The 14759-nt window shown below is 70.0% G+C and carries 15 protein-coding genes; 11 read left to right on the forward strand and 4 right to left on the reverse strand.

Annotated features, from left to right (window positions below):
- Positions 1-54: 54 nt before the first annotated feature.
- From OQ02_RS11845 to OQ02_RS11875, 7 genes are all read left to right on the forward strand, one after another.
- Positions 55-1170: a DUF2786 domain-containing protein gene (locus tag OQ02_RS11845; protein WP_051772184.1), complete on the forward strand. Its 1116-nt coding sequence runs from the start codon at positions 55-57 to the stop codon at positions 1168-1170.
- Between the two features lie 48 nt (positions 1171-1218).
- The gene (locus OQ02_RS11850) at positions 1219-1938 is read left to right on the forward strand and encodes a hypothetical protein (RefSeq protein ID WP_156076992.1); all 720 of its coding nucleotides are present in this window, start codon (positions 1219-1221) and stop codon (positions 1936-1938) included.
- Positions 1939-1991: 53 nt separating this feature from the next.
- Entirely contained in the window at positions 1992-2378 is a 387-nt protein-coding gene (locus OQ02_RS11855) for a very short patch repair endonuclease (protein ID WP_051772208.1), read from the forward strand.
- Positions 2379-2500: 122 nt separating this feature from the next.
- Complete coding sequence (locus OQ02_RS11860; protein ID WP_033438519.1) at positions 2501-3589, forward strand: DNA cytosine methyltransferase; 1089 nt, start codon at positions 2501-2503, stop codon at positions 3587-3589.
- Positions 3590-3641: 52 nt separating this feature from the next.
- On the forward strand, positions 3642-4133 hold the full coding sequence (locus OQ02_RS40875; protein ID WP_156076993.1) for a hypothetical protein: 492 nt from the start codon (positions 3642-3644) through the stop codon (positions 4131-4133).
- Between the two features lie 715 nt (positions 4134-4848).
- A complete protein-coding gene (locus tag OQ02_RS11870) occupies positions 4849-7767 on the forward strand; it encodes a DEAD/DEAH box helicase (RefSeq protein WP_033438406.1) in 2919 nt (972 codons plus the stop codon).
- Entirely contained in the window at positions 7760-8581 is an 822-nt protein-coding gene (locus OQ02_RS11875) for an SWIM zinc finger family protein (protein WP_033438407.1), read from the forward strand. Before OQ02_RS11870 ends, OQ02_RS11875 begins: the two co-directional genes overlap by 8 nt.
- Positions 8582-8593: 12 nt before the next feature.
- Here OQ02_RS11875 and OQ02_RS11880 read toward each other — a convergent pair whose 3' ends face one another.
- Positions 8594-8878 (reverse strand): ubiquitin-like small modifier protein 1, encoded by a 285-nt coding sequence (locus OQ02_RS11880; protein ID WP_033438521.1) that lies wholly within the window; start codon positions 8876-8878, stop codon positions 8594-8596.
- Positions 8879-8883: 5 nt separating this feature from the next.
- Positions 8884-9948 (reverse strand): WD40/YVTN/BNR-like repeat-containing protein, encoded by a 1065-nt coding sequence (locus OQ02_RS11885; protein ID WP_033438408.1) that lies wholly within the window; start codon positions 9946-9948, stop codon positions 8884-8886.
- A 124-nt stretch (positions 9949-10072) separates the two neighbouring features.
- Here OQ02_RS11885 and OQ02_RS11890 point away from each other — a divergent pair, with 124 nt between their 5' ends.
- Complete coding sequence (locus tag OQ02_RS11890) at positions 10073-11779, forward strand: acyl-CoA dehydrogenase (protein ID WP_033438409.1); 1707 nt, start codon at positions 10073-10075, stop codon at positions 11777-11779.
- Between the two features lie 247 nt (positions 11780-12026).
- Positions 12027-12446 (forward strand): ester cyclase, encoded by a 420-nt coding sequence (locus tag OQ02_RS11895; RefSeq protein ID WP_033438410.1) that lies wholly within the window; start codon positions 12027-12029, stop codon positions 12444-12446.
- An 82-nt stretch (positions 12447-12528) separates the two neighbouring features.
- On the opposite strand, the gene cspE is transcribed toward OQ02_RS11895, so the two are convergent.
- Positions 12529-12735, reverse strand: a complete 207-nt coding sequence (gene cspE / locus OQ02_RS11900) for a transcription antiterminator/RNA stability regulator CspE (protein ID WP_033438411.1) — start codon at positions 12733-12735, stop codon at positions 12529-12531.
- Between the two features lie 247 nt (positions 12736-12982).
- Here cspE and OQ02_RS11905 point away from each other — a divergent pair, with 247 nt between their 5' ends.
- The gene (locus OQ02_RS11905; RefSeq protein WP_033438412.1) at positions 12983-13324 is read left to right on the forward strand and encodes a hypothetical protein; all 342 of its coding nucleotides are present in this window, start codon (positions 12983-12985) and stop codon (positions 13322-13324) included.
- A 23-nt stretch (positions 13325-13347) separates the two neighbouring features.
- Positions 13348-14076, forward strand: a complete 729-nt coding sequence (locus tag OQ02_RS11910; RefSeq protein WP_051772187.1) for a hypothetical protein — start codon at positions 13348-13350, stop codon at positions 14074-14076.
- Between the two features lie 12 nt (positions 14077-14088).
- Here OQ02_RS11910 and OQ02_RS11915 read toward each other — a convergent pair whose 3' ends face one another.
- Entirely contained in the window at positions 14089-14745 is a 657-nt protein-coding gene (locus OQ02_RS11915; RefSeq protein ID WP_033438414.1) for a DUF899 domain-containing protein, read from the reverse strand.
- Positions 14746-14759 lie beyond the last annotated feature (14 nt).

A 14759-nucleotide genomic window follows, 5' to 3' on the forward strand; every position in this document is an offset into this window, starting at 1 on the left:
GCAACGCGCACCGGCTGCCGCGACACCACACCCGAAAGGGGACAATCGGCGGTCGTGAGCTCCCTACGCGAGGTGTTGTGGCGGGCCGCGGCGAATCGCCGGGCCTCGCTGCCGCACACCTCCTCCCTCCCACCGGCCGAAGTGGACGACGCGGTCCAGTGGGTGCTTCGACGTGCCTTCGAGCACCTGTGGGAGCACGGCTGGCTGCCTTACGACGTGTACGAGGTGGTGCGGCGCAACGAGGACGAGCGCGCGCTGTCGGTCTTGGTCGACGCGCTGGCGGCGGAGGCTTCGCGGTACTCGTCGTTGCACCCGCGCTGGCAGGAGCAGTTGGCGGAGATCGAGGCGACGGTCTGGTGGGACGTCACGCAGCCCTACCTCGACCAGTGGGCTCGCCGGCACATCGAGTTGCGGGACGACGCCGTGGCCGGTGCGGTGGCGGTGCTGCGCGTCTTGATCACGTTGCCGGGGCTGCCGGTGATCCTGCCGAAGCCGGGCACACCGCTGGCCGCGATGGACCACCACCACGTGGACCCCCGCATCCTCAACCGGGTGCGCGGGCTGCTCGCGAAGGCCGAGTCGACGGCGTTCCCGGAGGAGGCCGAGGCGCTGTCGGCCAAGGCCCAGGAGCTGGTGACGCGGCACGCGCTGGAACGGATGCCGCTGGAGGCGGCGACCACGACGTCCCGGCGGTTGTGGCTGGACAAGCGGTACTTCGACGGCAAGGCGCAGGTGGTGCACGTGGTCGCCGAGGCGAACCGGTGCCGGGCCGTGGTGTACGACCTGGGGTTCGTGGCGCTGGTCGGCGAGGAGCTCGACCTGGAGATCGTGGAGCTGCTGTCGGCGTCGCTGCTGGTCCAGGCGACGCGTGCGATGGTCGCGGCGGGTGAGAAGGCGCGCAAGGGCGACGAGGCGAGGTCGGCGTCGTTCCGGAAGTCGTTCCTGCTGTCGTACGCGCACCGGATCGGGGAACGGCTGCGGACGGCGAACGAGGTGCCGGCCGATGACGAGCGGCTGTTGCCCGTGCTGGCGGAACGCAAGAAGGCGGTGGAGGAGTACTTCGGGGCGATGTTCACGCGGACGGTCGCGAAGAGCACGCCGGTGCGCAGTGCCGCGGGGTGGGACGCGGGGCGGTCGGCGGCTGACCGGGCCAACCTGTCGATCACCTGACCTGCGGTTTCTCCGGGACTGTCGGTGGTCGTCCGTACCCTCTGCGTCATGACTGGGGCAATGGACGTGCGTCGGCTTTTCAACGTCACGCAGGAAACGCGGTTCCACTTCAACCACTGGTACGGCAAGCGGAAGCACGTCGTCGAGCACGTGATGGCGCACGAGTCCGTTGCGGTGTACCGGGTGACCGCGGATCAGGTCGAGGCGGCGTGCCGCAGTGCGCCGGTGGTGAGGTCGGGGTCGGAGCCCGTCGAGGTTCGGCAGTGGCGGCCGGACTTCGCCTTCACGCATGTGGCGCACCACGTGGTCGAGGCGCTGGGGCGATTACCCGGGTGGTCCGAGTTCCGGGAGTTCTGCGAGGCGGACGAGAAGGCTCGGGCGATGTTGTGGACGCCGGCGCGCGAGGTGATCGCCGAGGTGGGTGCGGAGGGGCGTGCTGCGGTGCGCAAGCGGGTCGTGTCCGAGTACCTGGGGTTCCTGCGTGACTTGTGGGTGCTGGCGGTGCTGCGCGGGCATGGGCTGGACGTGCGCGTGCACCCGTTGGCGGACACCGTGTTCAAGGTCGATGCGTGGGTGGAGCGCTTGATCATCAACCCGCGCGGCGGTTCGCAGCGGTCGGAGGACTTGTTGGTGCACGCGATGCCGCCGTTCTTCTTCACCGATCTGGGAGTCACGGAGTACACGCAGGTCGGCGCGGCGGTGCTGCCGTCGCGCACGCAACTCGACCGTGCGGCGCGGAGGCTGCGGGACGTGCTGCACCCGGCGTGAGCCATCATGGCCTGGTGCCGAACCTGGAGACGACGGACGACGTCCGCGCCCGGATGAGCAAGCAGCGCTCTCGTGACACGGCGATCGAGGTGGCGTTGCGGCGTGAACTGCACCGGCTCGGGTTGCGCTACCGGGTGCACCAGCGGCCTGTGCGCGCCGTGCGACGTGAGGCGGATGTCGTGTTCGGGCCGACGAAGGTCGCGGTGTTCGTGGACGGCTGCTTCTGGCATGGCTGCCCGGAGCACGGCACGTGGCCCAAGCGCAACGGCGAGTTCTGGCGTACCAAGATCGAGACGAATCAGGCTCGGGACGTCAACACGGATCGTGTGTTGGCCGATGCGGGGTGGCTCGCGGTGCGGGTGTGGGAGCACGAGGACCCGACGATCGCGGCTGCTCGGGTTCGGGCGGCGGTACTGGAGCGACGCGCCCGGCTGGGTTGATCCGGCGCTGGAGCGTGCCGGCGGAGTCGGAGCGGCGGGGTCCGGCCGGCCAAGCCTGAGCGGCGAGGTCGGCTTCCCCGAGTCGATGCCGTTCATGGACTAGCCTGGCCCTCGTGCTGTCCATGATCGACCTGTTCGCCGGCTGTGGCGGCATGACTTCCGGGTTCGCCGCAGCGGGCGGGTACCGGCAGGCGATGGCGGTCGAGTGGGACCTGCACGCGGCGGCGACGTACGCGGCGAACTTCGGTGAGGACCACATCCGCTGGTCGGACATCGCGGCCGTGCCGGACGACGCGATCCCCGAGGTGGACGTGATCGTGGGCGGTCCGCCGTGCCAGGGGTTCTCGAACCTCGGCTCGAAGGACGTCGACGATCCGCGCAACTCGCTGTGGCGGGAGTACCTGCGCTTCGTGCGGCGGGCCCGACCGGCGGTGTTCGTGATCGAGAACGTCGACCGGTTCCTGGCGTCGACGGAGTTCGCGTTGCTCCAAGCCGAGACCGAGGGCTACGAGCTGAGTTACGGCATCCTGCTCGCGGCCGATTTCGGTGTGCCGCAACGGAGGCGGCGGACCATCGTGATCGGCTCCCGGATCGGACGCATCCCGCTGCCCACGCCCACTCATGCGCGGGAGCGCTGGCACACCGTGGGCGACGTGCTGCGCGGCCTGCCGGAGCAGCCGTTGACGACGTCGCTACCGGGGTCCGTGGTCGAGTTCTTCGGTCGGGAGTTGCCGGGGCCGTTCAAGAGCCCGGAACTGCACATCGGGCGCAACCCCACGCCGATGTCGTTGGAGCGGTACCGGCACATCCCGCCCGGCGGCGGTCGGTTCGACCTGCCGGTGGAGTTGTTGCCCCGGTGTTGGCGGGAGAAGAAGACGGGCACGACGGACGTGATGGGCCGGATGCGGTGGGACCAGCCGTCGCTGACCATCCGGACCGAGTTCTACAAGCCGGAGAAGGGCCGATACCTGCACCCGCAGTGGGAGCCGGGTGAGGACGGGCACCGGGTCGACCGGCCGATCACGCACCTCGAAGCCGCCCGGCTGCAGTCGTTCCCGGATGACTTCGAGTGGTGCGGGTCGAAGATCTCGGTGGCCAGGCAGATCGGGAACGCCGTGCCGCCGGGTCTGGCTCGGGCCATCGCGGAGCACCTGAAGGTGTACCTGGCGGGCGCCGCGGCCGGTGCCCACGGTTGTCGGCTCTGCGGCTGAGCGGGACCGCGGTCGATCAGAATTGTCGGACCCCTGCGCTAGCGTCATCGACATGACGACAACGACGTATGAGAACGCGGTCCGGATCGGCTCCACCACCTACCAGTTGGTCGCGACGGCCGATTCGGGGCTGTCGGTCGACCTGGCCGGCGTGGACGGGTCCGGGGCGTTGGTGGCCGAAGGGTCGATCCGGATGCCCGCCGAGGCGGGCGTGAAGATCGGCAAGTTGCTCGGGCAGGTCTTGGACGCTCTGGCCCGGTTGAGCGGTGCGCCGGCGGGCTCGTCCCGAGATCGACCGGACCGGCCGGGTCGTCCTGCGAACGCCAATCAGCCTTGGACGCAGGAGTTGGACGACGACCTCAGGAGCGAGTGGATGGCCGCGTCCCACGACGTGCCGGCTGCCGATCTGATCCGCTCCATCGCCAAACGGTTGGAACGATCCCCCACCTCGATCCGATCGCGGGTGGCCAAGGTGGGCTGTGATCCGGATGTGCCTGGGCGAGCGCTGTCCGACGACGGTGCGGACGTGTTGAGGCGGGTGTGACGACTCCAGACGAGACCGGTCGAGTGGGCTCGGCTGAACCTGACCAGCCGCCCCGCCCGATGTGACGACCGTGCGGAGGTGTTCCGGCGGGTTAGGACGGCTCCAGGTGAGACCAGTCGAATGAACTCACCGGGACCTGACCCGCCGGCCCGCCAGAGGTGATGACGGTGCGGAGGCTGCCGCAGGTATGACGGCTCCGGACGAGACCGGTCAAATTGGCTCGGCTGAACCTGACCAGCCACGCCGCCAGAGGTAATGACGGTGCGGAGGTGTTGAGGCGGGTGTGACGGCTTCGAGTGAGATCGGTCAAGTGGGCTCGGCTGATCCCGACCAGCCGCGCCACCAGAAGTAACGAGGGCGCGGAGGGCAGCGGCGGGTGTGACGACTCCGGGCGAGGCTGGCCGAATGTGAGCCGCTGAACCTGACCTGCCGTGCCGCCGGACGTGACGACGGTGCGGAGGTGCTGCGGCGGGGTTATGCAGCGGCGGGTGGTACCAGTCGAGTGAGGGCTGCTGGACCTGACCGGCCGCGTCGAGGGAGGTTCGGTCGGGTTCGGTGATGTGCCCAGGGTCTTGTCGGGTGACCGGCGGGCCTGCCGTGGTGGCGCCGCCACGGCAGGCCCGACCCCTCACGAGACCACCACCGGCCGGCGCGGACCGACGGTCGGGTGGACCCGGTGGAAAGGAGGGGTGGGTGTTGGGCGGATAGTGCAGGGGTGTTGGTGCTGCACGCGCTGGGCGTGGCTGGTGGACGGGTCGCTTTGTGGGCCGAGGACTCGTCGTTGCCTGGTCGGGTTGTCGGGCGGTTGCCGCGGGTGGCGGTCGGGCATCCGTTCGCCGTTCCCGGGGACGCCTTGGCCTCGTTGCTCACTGGCGGCGAGGTGGGGCTCCTGGCTGTCCGGTTGCCGTCCTACGCGAGCGGACCCGTGGAGTCGCCCGAGTTGGTCCGGGCGTCTACCGGCTCCCGGCGTGGCGCGCTTCGGTGGCGTGAGTGGCTGGTCCCTGTCGTGTGGGTGGACGGGATGCCGGCCGAGCCACCGCCGGATTGCCGGGTGGGCGCCTCCGGGAAGTTCCTCGTCGACGTCCTCGACCTCGGCCGCGAGTTGGTTCGTCGGGGACGCGTCCTTCCCTCTGTCGACGGCGACGGGTGTGCCCGGTGGCGTTCCGCCCTGTCCGGAGTGGACTCGTTGCGGTATGCGGCGCTTCGGGCTGGTGCGCCGCCGTCGTTCCGCGCTGACGACGGGACCGGCGATCTCGTGCTGGAGGTCTTGGACCGTGCTGTCGACCGCGAAGCAAGGCGTGCGCTGGCGGGCACTGCCGTTGGCGGGAAGGGGATCGTCGGGCGCTGGCTCAACGCGTTGACGGGTGACCCCCGCGTCGAAGGGGAGGTGGGAGCGCTTCGCGCCAAGTTGGCGGCTTGGCGGACCACCGGGTTGCAGGAGAGTCCTGTTCGGACCTGTTTCCGATTGAGCTCACCTGACCAGGGCGGCTCCGCCAAGGACGGGTGGCGGGTCGAGTTCCTGCTGCAAGCCGTGGACGAGCCGAGCGTGGTGGTCACCGCGGAACAGTTGTGGCACAAGCAGGACGCGGTCCTCCGACGGTGGGTCGCCCGACCCGAGGACGTCCTGCTGGGCGACCTGGGCCGGGCGGGGCGGCTCTACCCCGCGCTGGACCGGGCACTGGCGGCTCGGCGGCCCGTCGAGTTGGAGCTCGACGTCGAAGGCGCTTACGACTTCCTCCAGCACGCCGCGGTTCTGTCCGAGGCCGGGTTCGGCGTGATGCTGCCCTCGTGGTGGCGTCAGCCCCACCGGCTCGGGCTGCGGCTCAGCGCAACCAGTCGCGGCACGGCGGGTCAGGTGGCGAAGGAGAGCGAGCTCGGGCTGAAAGTCCTGGTGGACTACCAGTGGCAGCTCGCGGTCGGTGACGAGCGGTTGACCGAGGACGAGTTGCTGTCGCTCGCCTCGGCCAAGGTGCCGTTGATCCGCGTCCGCGGCCAGTGGGTGCACGTCGACCCCAAACGGCTCGCTGCCGGCCTCGCCTTCCTCAGGCGCGGCGGCGGGCAGATGACGGCGGCGCAGGTGTTGTTGCACTCCGGGCTGCACCCGGACGACGTCGACCTGCCGTTGCCGTTGACCGGGGTCGAAGCCACCGGGTGGCTGGGCGACCTGCTGTCCGGCGAGGTCGAGCACCACCTCGAACCGGTCGCGCAGCCACCGGGACTGGTCGCCGAGCTGCGTCCCTACCAGCAGCGGGGGCTCGCCTGGCTGGCATTCCTCGACCGGCTGGGGCTGGGCGCCTGCCTGGCTGACGACATGGGGCTCGGCAAGACCGTTCAGGTCCTGGCACTGGAGGCGCACAACAGGCGGGACGGACGGCGGCTGCCGACGTTGCTGGTGTGCCCGATGTCGGTCGTCGGCAACTGGCAGCGGGAGGCCGCGCGGTTCACGCCGGGGCTCGAGATCCGGGTCTACCACGGCGCGGACCGGGCGTTGGACGTCTCCTGCGACCTGGTGATCACCACGTACGCGGTGGTCGCGCGGGACGGTGGGAAGCTCGCCGACGTCTCGTGGGACCGGGTGGTGCTGGACGAGGCGCAGAACATCAAGAACAGCTCGACCCTCCAGTCACGGGTGGTGCGCTCCCTGCCCGCTCGGCACCGGGTGGCGTTGACCGGAACGCCGGTGGAGAACCGGCTGGCCGAGCTGTGGTCGATCATGGACTTCGTCAACCCCGGCGTGCTGGGCACGATCAACACGTTCCGCGCCCGGTTCGCCGTGCCGATCGAACGGCACCACGATGAGGACGCCGCCGTCCGGTTGCGCCGGATCACCGGCCCGTTCGTGCTGCGCCGGCTCAAGACCGACCCCCGGATCATCACCGACCTGCCGGACAAGATCGAGGTCAAGCAGCTCTGCACGCTGACCGCCGAGCAGGCCTCGCTGTACCAGGCGGTGGTGGACGACATGCTCGCCCGGATCGCCGAAGCGGAGGGCGTGAAGCGCAAGGGCCTGGTGCTGGCCACGATGTCCCGCCTCAAACAGGTCTGCAACCACCCGGCGCAGCTCCTCGGTGACGGCTCGCGCGTCGCCGGCCGGTCGGGCAAGCTCGCCCGGCTGGAGGAAGTCCTGGACGAAGCGCTCGCGGACGGCGACAAGGCGTTGTGCTTCACCCAGTTCACCGCCTTCGGCTCGCTCGTCGTCCCGCACCTGGCCGCCCGGTTCGACACCGAGGTGCTCTACCTGCACGGCGGCACGACCAAGAAGGCGCGGGACGAGATGGTGCGGCGGTTCCAGGAGGAGGACGGCCCGTCGATCTTCGTCCTCTCGTTGAAGGCGGGCGGCACCGGGCTGAACCTGACCGCGGCGAACCACGTCATCCACCTCGACCGGTGGTGGAACCCGGCGGTGGAGGACCAGGCGACCGACCGGGCGTTCCGCATCGGCCAGCGCAACCACGTGCAGGTGCGCAAGTTCGTGTGCGTCGGCACGCTGGAGGAGCGCATCGACCGGATGATCGAGGAGAAGCGCGGGTTGGCGCAGCTCGTGGTCGGCGCCGGCGAGGACTGGCTGACCGAGTTGTCGACCGGCGAACTGCGCGCGCTGTTCGCCCTGTCCGGGGAGGCCGTCGGTGACTGACTGGCACGGATCGCACCCGCCGTCACGCCCGATCCGGGTCGAAGGCGGCCTGACGCTGCGCAGCAAGCGGGGTGACATCGCGCAGACGTGGTGGTCGCGGCGGTTCCTGGAGGTGCTGGAGTCGTTCGGCATGGCCGCGCGCCTGAACCGTGGCCGCACGTACGCGAGGTCCGGGCAGGTGATGACCATGTCCCTGTCGACCAGCCTGGTCGTGGCGCTGGTGACGGGGACGCGACCGGAGCCGTACCGGGCGCGGATCGGCGTGCGGAAGTTCAGCGACGAGGACTGGCGACGCATCGAGCACGCGTTGGCGGACCGGGCGATCTTCGCGGCCAAGCTGCTCGCGGGCGAGATGCCGCCGGAGATCGAGGAGGTGTTCGCCGACCTCGGCCTGACCCTGTTCCCGAGCACGATGCGCGAGCTGTCCATGGACTGCACGTGCCCGGACTGGGAAGTGCCGTGCAAGCACCTGGCCGCCACCTGCTACCTGCTCGCCGAGTCGTTCGACACCGACCCGTTCGAGATCCTGGCCTGGCGCGGCCGGTCGCGGGAGGACTTGCTGGACCGGCTGCGCGACCTGCGGGCGCCCATCCCCGCCGAGGAGCCGAGGGAGGTCGCGGAGGAGCCGGACTTCGACCGGTTCTGGCTGCGGCCGAAGGTCGCCGAGGTCGTGCCGGACGTCGCGGAGCCCGTGCGCAGGCGGCCGGACGCCCTGCTCGACCAGCTCGAACCGCTGGTCGTGGACGGGCACCCGGTGACCGACGCGCTGCGCCCGCTCTACCGGGTGATCACCGAGCGGCGATCGGAGCAGTGATCGGGGTGGCGCTCAGCCGCCGGCGACCGAAGGCAGAATCCGGACCTCGGAGTCAGGCGTGAGCCGGGTGTCGGCGCCGGACAGCCGGCGGCACTCCTCACCGTCCACGTAGACGTTCACGTACCGCCGCAGGACATCCCGCTCGTCACGCAGCCGCCGGTCCAGCAACGGGTACCGCGCGGCCAGGTGGTCGAGCAGGGTGCCCAGGGTGGCCTGCTCCGGCAGGTCGACCTCCACCTTCGCCTGGTTGCCGGCCGTCTGCCGGAGCGGCCCCGGGATCAGCACGAGCACGCGCACCGCGATCACACCTCCGCGGCCCGCACGCACACCACGTCGGGCAGGTGCTCCGCGATCCGCCGCCAGCTGTCGCCCTCGTCCGTGCTCGCGTACACCTCACCCGAGCGCGACCCGAAGTAGACGCCCGCCGGTTCCGCCGCGTCGGTGCACAGCGCGTCCCGCATCACGGCCGTCCAGAAGCCGTCCGGGAGGCCGTTGCGCAACGCCTCCCACGACTCGCCCGCGTCCGACGACCGGTACACCGCGCACTCGCCACCGGGCGGGAAGCGGTGGTCGGCCGCGACCAGCGGGAAGTTGTAGACGACGTCCGGCTCGTGCGGGTGGTTGACCATGGCGAAGCCGAAATCGGCGGGCAGACCGCCGGCGATCGACGTCCACGTCGCCCCGGCGTCGTCGGACCGGTACACGCCGTGGTGGTTCTGCAGGAACAGCCGGTGCGGCACGGCGGGGTGCCAGCTGACCTTGTGCACGCACTGGCCGAACTCCGGGTACGGGTCGGGCAGGAAGTTCGCCTTGATGCCGGTGTTGGCCGGCTCCCACGACGCACCGCCGTCGAACGTCCGGTACACCCCGCCGGTGGACATGGCCACGGTCAGCCGCAGCGGGTCGGCCGGGTCCGGCAGCACGGTGTGGATCGCCTGCCCGCCGTACCCCGCGTCCCAGTGCTCCCGGTGCGGGTGCTTCCACAGGCCCTCCACCAGGGAGTACGTCCGGCCGCCGTCCTCCGAGCGGAACAGCGCCGACGGCTGGGTTCCCGCGTACACGACCTCCGGGTCGGGCGTCAGCGCCAGCTGCCAGACCCTCTCCAGCGCGGCGTCCTCCGGGAACGCGACCGGCGCGTGGTCCGGCTCCTGCCACGTCGCGCCGAGGTCGTCGCTGGTCATGACGGTCGGCCCGAAGTGGGAGCTCGTCGTGCCCACCAGCAGCCTGGGCCGGTCGCGGCGGTTCTCGATCGCGGTCGCGTAGACCTCGGCCATCGGGTGGTGAGGTCCGCTGAGGCTCCACGACTCGCGGTCTTCGCTGGTCGCGAGCCACAGTCCTTTCCTGGTGCCGATGGCGAGCAGGTGCATGGCGTGCTCCTCGAAGCTGTGACGCAGAGCACCGTACGCCGGAGGTCCGACGATCGCCGTCCGGCGGAGCCGACCGATAAGTTACCGACTGGTAGCGTGCGGCGCCGACGAAGGGAGAACCCCGGTGCTGTTCCACCCCGACACCTACGACGCCCCTCACCTGGACGCCGAGAGCCGTCGCCTGCTGCGGGCGACGATCGACTGGTTCGAGGAGCGCGGCAAGCGCCGCCTGATCGCGGACGACCAGGCCAAGGTCTGGTACGCCGAGTTCCTGGACTTCGTCCGCCGCGAGAAGCTGTTCGCCACCTTCTGCACGCCCGCGTCCGAAGCGGACGGCGCGCCCGACAAGCGCTGGGACGCCGCCCGGAACGCCGCGCTGAGCGAAATCCTCGGTTTCTACGGCCTCCAGTACTGGTACGCCTGGCAGGTCAGCGTGCTCGGCCTCGGCCCCGTCTGGATGAGCGACAACGCCGTGGCCCGCAAGAAGGCCGCCGAACTCCTCGACGACGGCGCGGTCTTCGCGTTCGGGCTGTCCGAGAAGGAGCACGGCGCGGACGTCTACTCCACCGACATGGTGCTCACGCCCACCGAGAACGGCTTCACCGCGACCGGGGGCAAGTACTACATCGGCAACGGCAACGTCGCCGGCATGGTCTCGGTGTTCGGCCGCCGCGCGGACGTCGAGGGCCCGGACGGCTACGTCTTCTTCGCCGTCGACTCGCAGCACGAGAAGTTCTCGCCGGTCAAGAACATCGTGGACTCCCAGATGTTCGTCAGCGAGTTCCGCCTGGACGAGTACCCGGTCACCGCCGACGACGTCCTGCACACCGGCCAGGACGCGTTCAGCGCCGCCCTGAACACCGTCAACGTCGGCAAGTTCAACCTGTGCACGGCGTCCATCGGCATCGGCGAGCACGCGTTCTACGAGAGCATCACGCACGCCCACAACCGGATCCTGTACGGCAAGCGGGTCACCGACTTCCCGCACGTCCGGCAGGGCTTCGTCGACGCCTACGCGCGGCTCACGGCCATGAAGCTGTTCGCCGACCGCTCGGTGGACTACTTCCGCAGCGCCTCCCCCGAGGACCGCCGCTACCTGCTGTTCAACCCGATCACCAAGATGAAGGTCACCAGCGAGGGCGAGCGGGTCGTCGACCTGCTGTGGGACGTGATCGCGGCCAAGGGCTTCGAGAAGGACACCTACTTCTCCATGGCCGCCCGCGACATCCGCGCCCTGCCGAAGCTGGAGGGCACCGTCCACGTGAACCTGGCCCTCGTGCTCAAGTTCATGCCCAACTACCTGTTCGACCCGGCCGGGTACCCCGAGGTCCCGACCCGGCACGACCCGGCGGACGACGGGTTCTTCTGGCGCCAGGGCCCCGCGCGCGGGCTCGGCAAGATCCGTTTCCACGACTGGGAGACGGCCTACCGCGACCACGCGCACGTGCCCAACGTGGCCCGCTTCCACGAGCAGGCACGGGGGCTGCGCACGCTGCTCACGAACGCCGCGCCGGACGACGAGCAGCAGAAGGACCTCGACTTCCTGCTCAACCTCGGCCACCTGTTCACGCTGGTCGTCTACGGCCAGCTCGTGCTGGAGCAGGCCGGGATCACCGGGCTCGACACCGATGTGCTCGACCAGGTGTTCGACGTCCTCGTGCGGGACTTCTCCGCCTACGCGGTCGCCCTGCACGGCAAGGCGTCGTCGACCGAAGCGCAACAGGAGTGGGCACTCGGCCAGGTCCGCAAGCCCGTTGTCGACCAGTCCCGGTTCGAACGCGTGTGGCACGAGGTGGCCGCGCTGTCGGGCGCCTACGAAATGCGCCCATAAGTCGCCCGCGGTAAGGCGGTGGAGTGTTCACCACCGCCTTACCGGGGAAGCCGCAGGTAAGCGATTGAGTGCGTCCGGTAGGCGGCAACGCGGCACCGGCAATGGCACCAATCAGGGGCACTCCGACCGGCCGGGTGCGACCACCGCAGCCGGGTGTACGCGGTCCCGTGAATGGGTTGCGTCTTGACTGGTCGCGCAAGCACGTGTTTCGTCGTCAGCTACCGACGAACCGGAGGGGAACGCGCGCATGACCGCGTCCAAGGCACTGCGGGCCCTGCGGGAGGCGATCGTGCTGGAGCACCTGGAGTCGGAGAACGAGCACGAGTTCGACGCCACCGTCCGCACGTTCGACCACCCCCGCTGCGAGATCGTCGCGACCGGGCAGGTGTTCGACGGCCGCGCCGAGGTCGCCGGGTACTACGCCCGGGTCCGCGACGCGTTCCCCGACCAGCGCAGCCGGCTGGTCGCGCTGCGCCACGCCGACGACGCGGTGATCGTGGAACTGGAGCTGCGGGGCACCCACCTGGGCAGTCTCCGCGGCGAGGAGCCGACCGGGCGGGCGTTCGTGGTCCGGACGGCGGCGTTCTTCGTGTTCGACGAAGCGCGACTGGTGGGCAAGCGCGTCTACGGCGAAGAGGTCGTGCCCGCCCCCGCGTTGACCACCTGAGAATGCGAATCGGGCCGCCACCCCCGCTGAAGGGGATGACGGCCCGACAAGATCCAGGTCCTGGTGGTGACCCGGATTAGGTTCAGAGCGGTCGAACCGACTGCGCCTGCGGGCCCTTCTGGCCCTGGCCGATCTCGAACTCCACCCGCTGGTTCTCTTCCAGCGTGCGGTAGCCGTTGCTCTGGATCTCCGAGTAGTGCACGAACACGTCGGCGCCACCGTTGTCCGGGGAGATGAAGCCGAAGCCCTTCTCCGCGTTGAACCACTTGACGGTGCCCTCAACTGCCATCTTGCTACTTCTCCTCTAACAGGTGCCGGATCGCGCTTGCGACCACCGGGTCAGCGTGGGCTCCGGCCCCTTCCTGGCGAGGAAGTTTCGGCGCCCGCAACTCCGATCCGCGAGCGTGGTGGAACACGAACACAGAAAGGTACGACCGAAGACAGTCAACCATGAGATCCCGCCGGCAGTCGAGCGGAAGAATGCGGCGAGTCGCACTGCTACGGTGAGCGAGACGTCGATCACGGGGAGTCTCCTGATGGCCGAACCGCTCCTGCTCTCCATCGCCGCCTCGCTCGCGTCACGGGCCGTGGCCGGGCTGTACGAGCTCGTCCGGGCGAAGTTCGCCGATGATCCCGTCGCCACCGCGGCGCTCACCGCGGCCGACGGCGCGCCCGCAGATTCCCCCGAGGTACGAGCGCTGGGCGAGGTGCTGGAGCGGACCGCCGAGGCCGATCCGGAGTTCGGCGCCAGGCTGCGCGCGCACACGACCGTGACGCAGACCGGACGGGTGAACAACCAGATCTCCGCTCCGCTGCAGGGCGGCACCGTCCAGGTCGTGCAGGCAGGGGACATCAAGGGCGACATCACCTTCAGATGACCCCGGCGGGTGAAGATGGGGTCGTGCAGACGCTCCACCTGCCCCAGTCGCGGTTGCTGTTCTTCTTCCTCGGCCTGGTGGTCACCTTCGTCCTCATCCGCATCAGCGTGCGCCTGATCAGGGCGAAGGTGCGCTGGTGGCCGGGCAACATCACGTCCAACGGGACGCACATCCACCACGTCGTGTTCGGCACCGTGTTCATGCTGCTCGGCGGGGTGATCGGGCTGGCGGCGCCGGACGACCAGCACGGGGTGCGGGTTGCCGCAGCCACGTTGCTCGGCGTCGGCGCCGCCCTCGTGCTCGACGAGTTCGCCCTGATCCTGCACCTCAGGGACGTGTACTGGACGAAGGACGGCCGGCTGTCGGTCGACGCGGTCTTCCTCGCCATCGGGATGACCGGGCTGCTGCTGATCGGCGCCCGACCGCTGGGCTACGACGAGTTCTACGGCGAGGGCGTCGCCCTGCGGGTGCTGATCATCCTGGTCAACCTCGGGTTCGCCATAGTGGCCCTCCTCAAGGGCAAGGTGTGGACCGGGCTGCTCGGCCTGCTGGTGCCCGTGCTGCCGGAGATCGGCGCGCTGAGGCTGGCCCGACCAGGCTCACCGTGGGCCCGCTGGCGGTACGCGGAGGGCTCGCGGAAGCTGCGCCGCGCGTACCGGCGGGAGGCCCGCATCCGCCAACCGCTCATCCGGGTGAAGATCCGCGTGCAGGAGTTCATCTCCGGGCGGCACGACGACGAGGAAGCCGCGTAGCGGGTCCGGCGATCACACGTCGTACTCGTCACGCAGGCGCAGCCACGCCATCGTGGGCGTCTGCGGCCAGCCTTCCGGCGAGTCCTCCCACTTCTCCTGACGGCCGTACGGGGTCAGGTCGAGCAGGTTGAAGTCCATCCGCAGCCGGTCGACGCCGCGCCCGCTGGTGAAGTAGCTGCGGAACACCTCGTCGCCGTCGCGCAGGAAGACGCTCAGCCCGAACCCGCCGCCCAGCCCCAGCTCGTCGTAGAACGCCTGGCGCGACGAGTACCACGGCACGGTCCAGCCCATCCGCTCGCGCACGGGGGCGATCTCGTCCTGGGGTGCGCGCGACATCAGGATCAGCGTGGTGTCGCGGGCGTTGAGGTGGACCTGGCCGGCGAGGTTGTCGGTGAACGAGCAGCAGCCGCTGCACAGGTGGTCGTCGCCGGGCGCGAGCATGTGGTGGTAGACGACGAGCTGGCGGCGGTCCGCGAACAGGTCCGCCAGGCCGACCACGGTGCCGTCCGGCGCGGTGAACTCGTGGCCCGAGCCCAGCCGGACCATCGGCAGCCTGCGCCGCCGTGCGGCGAGCGCGTCCAGCGCGTGGGTCAGTTCCTTCTCCTTGACCAGCAGTTCGTCCCGGGCGGCCTGCCACTCCTGCGGCGAGACAACGGTCGGTCGAGCCATCACGCACCTCCAAG

This window comes from Saccharothrix sp. NRRL B-16314 (assembly GCF_000716595.1).
In the GTDB taxonomy this organism is placed as follows: Bacteria; Actinomycetota; Actinomycetes; order Mycobacteriales; family Pseudonocardiaceae; genus Actinosynnema.